The organism is Clostridium sp. (assembly GCF_051656525.1).
Lineage (GTDB): Bacteria > Bacillota > Clostridia > Clostridiales > Clostridiaceae > Clostridium.
Genome location: NZ_JBOGCC010000106.1, coordinates 1 through 10478, shown reverse-complemented (window position 1 = coordinate 10478; position 10478 = coordinate 1). Strand labels below are relative to the sequence as shown.

Sequence of the window (10478 nt, the reverse complement as noted above, 5' to 3'; positions counted from 1 at the left end):
GCCAGCGTTCGTCCTGAGCCAGGATCAAACTCTCAATAAAAAGTTTAATCTTAAATTGCTCATAAAACTTACTAATAAAAGAATTGCTGGTTTAAGTTTGTTTATATATTAATCTGTTCAATTTTCAAAGACCATTTTTTCAATTTAACAATCTAGGTTAATACCTAAATTAAGTATTATCAACCTTTGTTCAAAATACTTAAATTAATTATTAAGCTACTTTGTTGTTAAATTGCTTGTCCCTTAGGACATTTACTACTATATCACCATTATATCTGCCATATTCTATTATACTACCTTATTTAAAATGATTATTCTTTATTTTCTACTTTTTTCTTCTTTTTTCAACATTTTTCTACTTATGACACACTAGGATAAGTATTAGTATTATTTCTCTTTTTTGTTCATCTTTCGTTAATTTTTAGTCTTTTTTTTATTAATATTCCTCTTTTTATAACTTCTTTTTATTAGTTTTTTATTTTCTAAACATTACTTTTGCTTCAATTTCTTCTAATTTGAATGTTCCAAATTCTCTACTATCTCCACTTTCATTTCTATTGTCTCCCATTACAAATACTTCTCCCTCTGGAATTAATACATCTATATCCCAAGTTATCATTTTCTCTTTTATATATTCTTCTTTTATCTCTATATTATTTATATAAACTCTATTATTCTTTATTGTTAATCTATCACCTCCCTCTCCTATTATCCTCTTCACAATTATTTTTCCTGCTATATCTATATTTTTATCCTCTGAAACATTTATAACTACTATATCTCCATGTTTTGGATTTTTGAATTTATAGAATAATGTATTTAATATTACTATCTCATCATTTTTTAATGTACTTTCCATTGAATATCCCTTTACTATACAGAAAGGAAATATTACTGCCATAATTTTTAGAAATACCAAACTCACAATTATAAATTTAATAAAATCCTTAACTCGTATCCTTTGCTTCTGTTCTATCGCTATTACTTCATGCATTTATATCATCCTTAATTTATTTCTTCTATAATAAATTAATATGCAAGTTCTCTTGATTTATTGATTCTATACTTCTAAATTAAATCTTTTTCTTTATATAAAAAAACTTAGTAGATTTTTTTGATTTTCCTACTAAGCCTTTTTAATATATTATGTTTTCTCTATAATGTTCTCTCTTGTATAAATTCTTTCATCTGAGCATAATCCATAGCTCCATTTCTATAATTAACTATATCACCTTTTTCATTTATCATTACTGATGTTGGTAAATATCTTGCCCCATACTCTGCTGATACTTCCATATTACTATCTAGTAATACTGGAAATGTATAATTTTTTTCCTTTATAAAGTTCTCTGCCTTCTCTCTAGTTTCTCCTGCATTTATAGTTAAAATTACAATTTTATCTCCATATTCTTTATATAATTTTTCTAAGTCTGGCATTTCATCTTTGCATGGTGGACACCACGATGCCCAAAAATTTATAAATACTTTCTTCCCTTTATATTGGCTTAGACTTACCTCTTCTCCATTTAAATTTTTTAATTTAAAGTTTGTATCTTTAATAGCTGGAAATCCTTGATTTTCCTGTACATCATTTGGCTTCACATTCCAGTTATCTTCATTTAATGTATTTCCTTGTTCTTCATTATTATTTTGACTTATTTCTACCTTTTGTGCATTTTCTTTATTTTTTGATATTTTATAATATTCTACTCCACCTATTACTACACATATCAATATAATTATCAATATAATTTTTTTCATATTCCCCTCCTATGAAATCAGTCCTATCATAATTACTAATTTATTAGTAGCTATAAGAACCCCTACTAGTATCATTAATATTCCTGTAATTATTTTAATCTTTCTCATATGCTTATATATATTTTTTCTTATAAAGGAAAAATGCTCTATTAACATCGCACTTAAAATGAATGGAATTCCAAGTCCTATTGAATATAAACCTAACATTACTACTCCATTTAAGCTTGTATTTATTGATGTATATGCAAGAATTGCTCCAAGTATAGGTCCTACACAAGGTGTCCATCCTGCTGCAAATGCAATTCCCATAATCAATGGACTTATTCCATCTGCTTTTCTTATTATCTTTTTTTCTTTATAAAGACTTCCTATTTTTATTACTTCTAGTGTATATACTCCAAAAAGTATTATTAAAATTCCTGATAAAACTCTTAATATCTCAAAATGCCTACTAAATATCTTTCCTAAAAATGTTGCTGTTGCTCCCATTATTATAAATACTATTGTAAATCCTAATATAAATAGTAGGCTTCTTCTTAATATAATATCTTTTCTATCCCTATCTACATCCTTCGTTAAGATATTTATATAAGCTGGAATTAAAGGAAGTACACAAGGTGATAAAAATGAAACTACTCCCGCAAAAAATGCTGCTAGTATACTTAAGTTCACTCTTATCTTACCTCCCTTATATCTTTTATTTCTAAATTATATTTTTTTGCTAAAATTTTAATCTCTTCTATACTAATGTCTTTTTCAAAAAACATTACAAACTCCTTATTGAAATTCCCCCATATTGTTATTTTCTTTCCTAAGTAAAAAGAACTAAATAAAATTTCTTCATATGATAACTTAATAGCTATATCTAAAAGTCTCTCTTCAATCTCCGTAAATATAACCTTTGTTTCCCCACTAGCTCTTAATTCTTTTAGATACTTTTCCTCTTCTTTTGAAAGTTCTTTCACTAATAAATTAAACTCATTTTCTTTTATAATATTTCCATAATAATCTATTACTATATTCTCTTCTATTTCTTTCATAAACTCTTTAATTTCTGATATTTTTGCATTATCTACATTTAATAATGCATTTGTATAATTATTTAGCCCATACTGTATCTCTTCTATATATAGTATATTTTTTATTTCTTCTTTGTTTAAAGCTTTCATTATTCACCATCCATTTAGTCATATTAAATACTTTCTAACATATAATTATGTTAAGATAATTATATATTATTTTTTAAGGAGGTGGAATATTTCTCTTGAATTTTGAAGCTGATAACTCTGAACCTATTTACATTCAAATTAAAAGACAAATAATTAAAATGATTGCTGATGGTGATCTTTCTGAAGGTGATATCTTACCTTCAGTTAGAAATTTAGCCTCTTATTTAGATGTTAATATGCATACCGTTAATAAAAGCTACTCTCTTCTAAAAGAAGATGGTTTTATTAAGATAGAACCTGGTCGTGGTGCTTTTGTTCATATTGATTTGAAGAAATCTAATACTAAATTCAAGCAATCTTTAGGCCTTTTACTAGAATCTTTAGGTCCTGAATTTAAACTTAGAGGTATTTCTAAAAAAGATGTTTTAGACTTATTTCCCGACGAACTTTTATAATACGTAAAAGTTCGTCTTTTTTCTTTAACAAAATTCTCTCCTCTTGAATAATATATCTATTGATAGAGGTATCTTTATCAAAATTTTTACGAGGTGATAATTTATGAAAATTGCTGTAAGAGGTGGCCATAATTTTAGTGTTCCTGGTGCTCGTGGCATTATAGATGAAACTACTGAAGATAGAAAAGTAAAAGATTCCGTTATAAAATATTTAAAGCAAATGGGACATACCGTTCTAGATGTGACTCCTTCAAATAGTTCTAATACTGTTAATTCCGATTTAACTTTTGGAGTAAATAAGGCAAATAATGCTGGTGCTGATTTATTTATCTCTATTCATTTTAATAAAGCTTATACAACTTATACTGGAACAATTGGAACAGAGGTTTTAGTCTCTAATTCTTCAAGAAATAATACTGCTGCTAAAGGTGTTCTAAAATCTTTAGTTGATTTAGGATTCAAAAATCGTGGTATAAAAGAACGTTCTGGACTTTATGAGTTACGTGCTACTAATATGACTTCTATGATTGTTGAAGTTTGTTTTGTTGAGGCAACAGAAGATGTTAAACTTTACAGAAGTTTAGGTTCTGATGCAGTTGGAAAAGCTATTGCTGAAGGCGCTGTAAATGGAAAAACTTCATCTACAACTTCGCCTGTAGTAAAACCACCTGTACCAAAGCCTCCAGTGTCTAATACTGATTCATGGATTTCTGATCTTCAAAAAGAATTAAATAAAAGCTTCAATGGAAATTTAACTATTGATGGTATCTTAGGACCTAAAACTTTAAACACTTGCCCTACTTTATCTGTTGGAACTAGAGGTAAGATTGTTGAGCTTATTCAAATAAAATTAAATAAGTTAAAGTTTAACTGTGGTACCCCTGATGGAATATTCGGTTCTAATACTCAAAAAGCTTTAATTTCTTTTCAATCTAATAATGGATTAAGTAAAGATGGTATTTTAGGACCTACTTCTTGGAATAAACTTTTAAATGCTTAAAAATATAAAATTACTTTCTAAAAGTTAGTTTCATACTTCGTAATAAATTATCAATATTTTTGTATAATAATGTTATTAATCTCAACTTTTTTATTAGCTTTATAATTATTTTTGATAATTTATTACATTTAATGGTTTATATTAGTAATTTAAGTTTAAATTTTGTTCATTTTTATATTGACTTAAAATATATTCTTGTTTATAATTTAATTAACGTGTTACTGAGTAAGGATCAGGCATAAGTTTTTCTTTAGAGAACTTATGTCTTTTTTTATATAAAATTACTCTAAATTAATAAATTTATAAATAAAGTGAGGATATAGATATGTTTGGATTTTTTAAAAAGAATAAAAAAGATGGTGGATTAAAATTAATAGCACCTGCAACAGGAAAAATTATACCTGTTTCTGAAATACCCGATCCTGTTTTTGCCCAAAAAATGGCTGGTGATGGAGTTGGAATAGACGTAGCTGGAGATACAATTGTAGCACCTGCTGATGGTGAAGTTACTTTAATCTTTAAAACAAAACATGCCTTTGCAATGACACTTTCAAATGGAATTGAACTTTTAGTTCACGTTGGAATTGAAACAGTTTCATTAAATGGAGAAGGCTTCACTCAATTAATAGAACAAGGTGCTACAGTTACTGCTGGAACTCCAATTTTAAAAATTGACAGAGAATTTATAAAAAGCAAAGGTTGTCCGTTAATAAGTCCAGTTCTTATCACTAATGTAGATGCAACCCAAAGCATAACTCCAATAACATCAATTGATTCAGTAGCTGGAGAAACAACAGTTATAGAATACACAATTTAAAACAGCATTCTAGTTAAACACTTAAAATATATTAAAATCAAAACTTAAACAAGCCCAATAAAGGTATCACCTCTATTGGGCTTGTTTTTTAATTCTTAATTCCCCTAAACCTTTCTATATGCATAGCTATATAAGCCACCTCATCTTCACTAACCTCAGTATCTAACTCACCTTCAAGCATTCTCCCCACATTACTTGCAATTTTATATGACTTTTTATATTTTGATTTTATTACTCCTCTTAAATCATTTTCTATAGAATTCTTTGTTGAAATTCTTTCTATTGCAAATCTTAAATGTGTTAAAAATCTTGCATAATCTAAAGATTTTCTTTCTATCTTAATATCCAATTCCTCTTCTACAAGTTCCATAATATTATTTCCTAAATAACTATATCTAACTGTATTTGATAATTTCCCACCATTTCTTGCTGAGTGTATATGAATTGCTATAAATCCAATTTCTCCATCAGGAATTTGAATATTTATATCTTGTTCTATTCTCTTACTTGCTTTTTTTGCTAAAATAAATTCTTGATTATATAAAGTTTCTATTTCTACTAAAAAAGGATTTTTTATCTCTTCTCCATTTTCAAGACGCTTTATTGCAAAAGTTAAATGTTCTACTAATCCTATATGAATATTCTCGCCTAATTCTTCTTTAAGTTCTTCTGAAATATTATAAATTACCTCTTCAAATAATCCTAATAATTTATTATCTGTTCTTTCTATCACTTTATTGAAATTTTCAATATTCTGCTCATTTTGAATAACAAATACTTTACCAATTTCAGTTCCCTTTTCTATTACTGTTCCAAACTTTTTTCCAAAGCCTATCCCTTTTTCAAATAATATTTTTTCTTTCCCCTCTGATTTTACTAAAATTATATCATTATTAAACACTTTAACTAAAACCATATCATTTTTAAGAGATACTTTCATACTTTCATCCCCTTATTTTACTTTATCTTATAATATGTTGCATGATCTTCCCATACTCCATTTATAAATAAATACTTTTTATTTATACCAAGCTCTTCAAATCCACATTTAATTAAAACATTTCTAGATCTTTCATTACTTATTAATGCTGAAGCCTCTATTCTATGAAGTTCTAATTCTTCAAATGAATACTTAACCATAAGACTAACAGCCTCTTTCATATATCCTTTTCCTTGAAAACTTTCATCTATTGAGTAACCTAATATTCCACTTTTAAATACACCATATACAATATTAGATAATCGTATCTTTCCAATTATTTTTTCATCTTTTATAATTGCCATTTCATATGACGTTCCATTTAAGAATTGTTTGTAGCTCTCATTTAATATGCCTCTTTGTTCTTCTAATGTATAGAACTCTTTTTCTCTCGATGGCTCAAATTTTTCTAAATGTTTTTTATTACGAATATAATATTCTGTTAACTCCTCTGAATCATTTGGTGTTAAATTTCTTAATGAAATATTTTTTCCTGGAATTTTCACCATAGGTTCACAGTTTTTATATCTATAATCTTCTCTATTTATTCCAAATATTAATTCACTTCTTCTAATTCCATTAATAATATTATTTTCTGAAATTATTCCTTCTAAAATAAATCCTAAATCTAAAAAAGGTGATAGCTTCATTCCTTCAATCACACTTACATTTACCTTATAAACCCTCTTATCTTTAAATGTAGCAACTAATATTGAATCTAAAGTTTCTCTCAATAAGTCATAATTCTGTTCTCTATAAAATCTTAATTTAACATCACATTTTTGATTTTCAAAATCCATCTCTATAATATTAAATCTTCCAATACTTATATTATTTTTATCTCTTATTAAGTACTCACTTTGACTTCCGCTACTTAAAAATATATTAACATTGTTTTTTAATGCCATATTCCTATCTCCTAAGCTAATCTTTCTTATAAGACTATTATATAATATAGTCTTTTTATTACAAGACTTTTAACGTTCCTCCTCAACAATAAAAAAGCCCCATCTCTTAATCTAAAGATGAAACTTTTCTATAAGTTATACACATTACTCACAATATGTTGTTGATAACTTTTTAAATAAACACTATATGTTGTGTTCTTTTTTAGTAAACAACCACTTTTTTTGTTATTTAAAATCCTTTTTAGGAATTTTTTGTATTTTTTTGTATCTATATTTTCTAAAAGTTATCCACAATTTACTTTTCCTTTATAATATCTTTAACAACTTCACTTGCAATTATCATCCCTGCAACTGGTGGAACAAAAGACATACTTCCTGGTGTTTGTCTTTTCTTTGTTCCTTTTACTATTTCTGAAACCATTTCAATGTTTGGCTTTACTGGTATTTCTTCTGAATAAACTACCTTTAACTTTTTCACGCCTCTTTTTTTAAGTTCACTTCTCATTACTTTCGCTAAAGGACATACCTTTGTTTTATGTACATCTGAAACTTGGAACATTGTTGGATTCATTTTATTTCCTGTCCCCATAGAACTCATTATTTTTATATCATTTTCATAACAATATTTTGCTAAAGCAATCTTTGCTGTTACTGTATCTATTGCATCTACAACATAATCTACAGAATCGTCTAAAAACATTTCAATATTATCTGGTGTTACAAACTCCATAAAAGTAGTAATTTTGCAATCCTTATTTATAGATTCTATTCTTTCTTTCATAACATCAACTTTAACTTTTCCTACTGTATCATATGTTGCAATTATCTGTCTGTTTAAATTAGTTATATCTACTGTATCATTATCTACAATAACTATTTCACCAATTCCAGCTCTTACTAGAGCTTCAGTTGCAAAACCTCCAACTCCTCCAACTCCAAATATAACAACTTTAGAATTTCTTAATCTATTTAATCCTTCAGAACCTATTACAAGTTCTGTTCTTGTCAATGTGTGTTTTTCCATAATCTCATCCTTTCTACATCTCATATTCTATTATTTACTCTTTATTTTATTTTATCTCTTATCTTTATACAAGATTTTTTCTCTAATTACTCCTTTATTTAGTTTACTTAACTATATATTAATTTTATAATATTATGTAAGGCTAAAAGTCTATATTAATTTTTGGAGGTAACTTTTTAATGGTTATAGGAATAATTAGTGCAATGAGTGAAGAATTAGAACTTCTTTTAAATGATATGGTAGTTGAAGAAAAAACAGTTAAAGCTAACATGACATTTCATAAAGGAAAGGTTTGGGGAAAAGATGTTGTAGCAGTAGTATCAGGAATTGGTAAAGTAAATGCAGCAGTCTGTACTCAAATCCTTATTTCAGAATATAAAGTAAATAGCGTTATCAATGTTGGTGTAGCTGGAGGAATCGGTAAAGACATTTATCCAGGTGATGTAGTAGTAGCTGAAAATCTAGTACAACATGACGTTGATACAACTGTCTTTGGAGATGCTCATGGTCAAGTTCCAAGAATGGATACTTTTGATTTTATGTGTGATGAAGAATTAGTTAAATTAGCTAAGCTTTCATGTGATGAAATAAAAGATATAAATACATTCTCTGGAAGAATAGTATCAGGAGATCAATTCATTGCAAGTGTAGATAAAATCAAATGGCTTGAAAGTGAATTTAATGCAATAGCATGTGAAATGGAAGGTGCAAGTATAGCACACGTTTGTTACTTAAACACAATTCCATTTGTAATAATCAGATCAATCTCTGATAATGCTAACAATGGAGCACATATGGATTATGAAAAATTCATTCCAATTGGAGTTAAAAACTCAACAACTATATTAAAGGCTATGATTGAAAAATTAGCTTAATATTATAAGGGAGATGATAAAAATCATCTCCCTTTAACTATTTTACTATTGCAAAACCTTCAAGCTCTAAGTTTTCATTGAATGCTGTTTGTATTTGACCTTGTCCTTTTTCAAACTCTGAAAGTGTTACACAAAGAACCATTCCATCTTTTTCTCCAAATTTTCTTTCTTTAACCTCTTTAAACTTACCTAATTCTTTTTCTATATTTTCCTCTGCTTCTTTTAATCCGTCTACAGATATTGCTGACTTTAATTTCTCACTCCCCATTTCATGTAACTTTTCAAAATTCTCTTCATTATATAGCTTTATTACCATATCCGCCTTTTCTGAAACTTTTCCTTCATCAATATCTACCTTCTTTGCTCCACACCCAACTAAAACTCCTAATGTTAAAACCACCATCATCATTTTCATTATTTTTCTCATTTCTCTTTCCCCCTAAATTAATTTGGAATCATAATATTTATTTTAAATATATTATTTGAAGTTTTTATATGAAGAGAACCTGAATACTCTTCAATTGTTCTCTTTATATTTTTAAGTCCTAAACCTAAATGATTTTCTTTAGTTGTTTTAAACTCCTCATTTATAACTGTAACTTTCTTAAAACTATTAACTACATTTATAATTAAAAAATTATTGAATTTATCTATTTTTAATGTTATATCCTTACTCTCTGTTTCTTTCGTTCCTTCTATTGCATTATCTAAAAGATTTGAAATAATTGTTGTTATATCTATTTCTTTTATAAAACTAAAATCTACATCACCAATTAAAACCTCTATATTAACATTACTTTTTTTAGCTAAATGAACCTTATCATTTATAACTACATTTAGAACTCTATTTTCTGTATAAACCTTTTGTCCTAATGAATCTAAAAGTCCATACATTTCCTTTAAATATGTTTTTGCTTTTTCTTTTTCCTCAATTTCATATAAGCTATCAATAGTTTGCATGTGATTTTTTATATCATGAATAACTTTTCTTGAAGTATTATACTTTGACTCTAATACCCTATAATACTCATATTCTATATTTTTTTGTTTTTCATAAAACTCTATCTTATTTTTCAACTCATTATTTTTTGAAATTGATTCAAATATATTTGTTATAAATAAATTGAAAAATATTATTAAACCTAAATTTACAATAAGAAGTATAGTATCTTCTTCACTACTTGCCATCCATTGATTTTGTAATAATTCAATTAAACTGAAAATAAATACAAAACTAAAGGTAGGCAAAATCAAAAAACTAAAATATTGCTGAATAGTAAGTTCTCTTACATTTGTTTTAAATAGTGCTAAAAACAACCTGCAACAAGCTAAGTTTCCTATTTGAATTACCACCACTGCATTTACTACTACAAACATATCTATTGATTGTAAGCTTATATTTAAATATATACTTATAAGTTTAAACCCCTCTGAAAATACAAGTTGTCCAACGAGAAAAAATACTGCAAATATAAAATAATATACTATAT

The 10478-nt window shown here is 26.8% G+C and carries 13 protein-coding genes; 4 read left to right on the top strand and 9 right to left on the bottom strand.

All coding sequences use genetic code 11. From position 1 onward, the window contains the following. Positions 1 to 475 precede the first annotated feature (475 nt). The 4 genes from lepB to ACRDDY_RS04665 form a co-directional block, all read right to left on the bottom strand. The gene (lepB, locus tag ACRDDY_RS04680) at positions 476 to 994 is read right to left on the bottom strand and encodes a signal peptidase I (RefSeq protein ID WP_438563810.1); all 519 of its coding nucleotides are present in this window, start codon (positions 992 to 994) and stop codon (positions 476 to 478) included. A 161-nt stretch (positions 995 to 1155) separates the two neighbouring features. Continuing rightward, a complete protein-coding gene (locus ACRDDY_RS04675) occupies positions 1156 to 1761 on the bottom strand; it encodes a TlpA family protein disulfide reductase (RefSeq protein ID WP_438563809.1) in 606 nt (201 codons plus the stop codon). Positions 1762 to 1770: 9 nt separating this feature from the next. Continuing rightward, a complete protein-coding gene (locus ACRDDY_RS04670) occupies positions 1771 to 2433 on the bottom strand; it encodes a cytochrome c biogenesis CcdA family protein (RefSeq protein WP_438563808.1) in 663 nt (220 codons plus the stop codon). A gap of 2 nt (positions 2434 to 2435) precedes the next feature. Then, complete coding sequence (locus ACRDDY_RS04665; protein WP_438563807.1) at positions 2436 to 2930, bottom strand: hypothetical protein; 495 nt, start codon at positions 2928 to 2930, stop codon at positions 2436 to 2438. Positions 2931 to 3025: 95 nt separating this feature from the next. Here ACRDDY_RS04665 and ACRDDY_RS04660 point away from each other — a divergent pair, with 95 nt between their 5' ends. The 3 genes from ACRDDY_RS04660 to ACRDDY_RS04650 all read left to right on the top strand — a co-directional run bounded on the left by ACRDDY_RS04660 (position 3026) and on the right by ACRDDY_RS04650 (position 5202). Further along, positions 3026 to 3385 carry a GntR family transcriptional regulator gene (locus tag ACRDDY_RS04660; RefSeq protein ID WP_438563806.1) on the top strand — a complete coding sequence of 120 codons (360 nt, stop codon included), beginning with the start codon at positions 3026 to 3028 and terminating at the stop codon, positions 3383 to 3385. A 103-nt stretch (positions 3386 to 3488) separates the two neighbouring features. Next, positions 3489 to 4385 carry an N-acetylmuramoyl-L-alanine amidase gene (locus tag ACRDDY_RS04655; protein WP_438563805.1) on the top strand — a complete coding sequence of 299 codons (897 nt, stop codon included), beginning with the start codon at positions 3489 to 3491 and terminating at the stop codon, positions 4383 to 4385. A 325-nt stretch (positions 4386 to 4710) separates the two neighbouring features. Then, entirely contained in the window at positions 4711 to 5202 is a 492-nt protein-coding gene (locus ACRDDY_RS04650) for a PTS sugar transporter subunit IIA (protein WP_438563804.1), read from the top strand. An 88-nt stretch (positions 5203 to 5290) separates the two neighbouring features. Here the strand turns inward: ACRDDY_RS04650 and glcT are convergent, their stop codons facing one another. From glcT to ACRDDY_RS04635, 3 genes are all read right to left on the bottom strand, one after another. Continuing rightward, positions 5291 to 6142 carry a glucose PTS transporter transcription antiterminator GlcT gene (gene glcT / locus ACRDDY_RS04645; protein ID WP_438563803.1) on the bottom strand — a complete coding sequence of 284 codons (852 nt, stop codon included), beginning with the start codon at positions 6140 to 6142 and terminating at the stop codon, positions 5291 to 5293. A gap of 17 nt (positions 6143 to 6159) precedes the next feature. Beyond that, positions 6160 to 7089, bottom strand: coding sequence for a GNAT family N-acetyltransferase (locus ACRDDY_RS04640; RefSeq protein WP_438563802.1), 930 nt, complete (start codon positions 7087 to 7089; stop codon positions 6160 to 6162). 295 nt (positions 7090 to 7384) lie between these two features. Beyond that, positions 7385 to 8113, bottom strand: a complete 729-nt coding sequence (locus ACRDDY_RS04635) for a tRNA threonylcarbamoyladenosine dehydratase (RefSeq protein WP_438563801.1) — start codon at positions 8111 to 8113, stop codon at positions 7385 to 7387. Between the two features lie 179 nt (positions 8114 to 8292). On the opposite strand from ACRDDY_RS04635, the gene ACRDDY_RS04630 reads away from it, so the two are divergent. Further along, a complete protein-coding gene (locus ACRDDY_RS04630) occupies positions 8293 to 8988 on the top strand; it encodes a 5'-methylthioadenosine/adenosylhomocysteine nucleosidase (RefSeq protein ID WP_438563800.1) in 696 nt (231 codons plus the stop codon). 37 nt (positions 8989 to 9025) lie between these two features. Here the strand turns inward: ACRDDY_RS04630 and ACRDDY_RS04625 are convergent, their stop codons facing one another. Both ACRDDY_RS04625 and ACRDDY_RS04620 read right to left on the bottom strand, forming a co-directional pair. Beyond that, positions 9026 to 9415, bottom strand: coding sequence for a DUF3887 domain-containing protein (locus ACRDDY_RS04625; RefSeq protein ID WP_438563799.1), 390 nt, complete (start codon positions 9413 to 9415; stop codon positions 9026 to 9028). 17 nt (positions 9416 to 9432) lie between these two features. Further along, positions 9433 to 10478: sensor histidine kinase (locus tag ACRDDY_RS04620; protein WP_438563798.1), on the bottom strand; the 1046-nt coding region annotated here is incomplete at its 5' end.

Excerpts from the sequence above, each read along its gene's own strand:
- ACRDDY_RS04625 (WP_438563799.1), bottom strand. The coding sequence starts at position 9,415 with ATGAGAAAAATAATGAAAATGATGATGGTGGTTTTAACATTAGGAGTT.
- ACRDDY_RS04635 (WP_438563801.1), bottom strand. The coding sequence starts at position 8,113 with ATGGAAAAACACACATTGACAAGAACAGAACTTGTAATAGGTTCTGAA.
- ACRDDY_RS04665 (WP_438563807.1), bottom strand. The coding sequence starts at position 2,930 with ATGAAAGCTTTAAACAAAGAAGAAATAAAAAATATACTATATATAGAA.
- ACRDDY_RS04675 (WP_438563809.1), bottom strand. The coding sequence starts at position 1,761 with ATGAAAAAAATTATATTGATAATTATATTGATATGTGTAGTAATAGGT.
- ACRDDY_RS04640 (WP_438563802.1), bottom strand. The coding sequence starts at position 7,089 with ATGGCATTAAAAAACAATGTTAATATATTTTTAAGTAGCGGAAGTCAA.
- lepB (WP_438563810.1), bottom strand. The coding sequence starts at position 994 with ATGCATGAAGTAATAGCGATAGAACAGAAGCAAAGGATACGAGTTAAG.
- ACRDDY_RS04655 (WP_438563805.1), top strand. The coding sequence starts at position 3,489 with ATGAAAATTGCTGTAAGAGGTGGCCATAATTTTAGTGTTCCTGGTGCT.
- glcT (WP_438563803.1), bottom strand. The coding sequence starts at position 6,142 with ATGAAAGTATCTCTTAAAAATGATATGGTTTTAGTTAAAGTGTTTAAT.
- ACRDDY_RS04630 (WP_438563800.1), top strand. The coding sequence starts at position 8,293 with ATGGTTATAGGAATAATTAGTGCAATGAGTGAAGAATTAGAACTTCTT.
- ACRDDY_RS04650 (WP_438563804.1), top strand. The coding sequence starts at position 4,711 with ATGTTTGGATTTTTTAAAAAGAATAAAAAAGATGGTGGATTAAAATTA.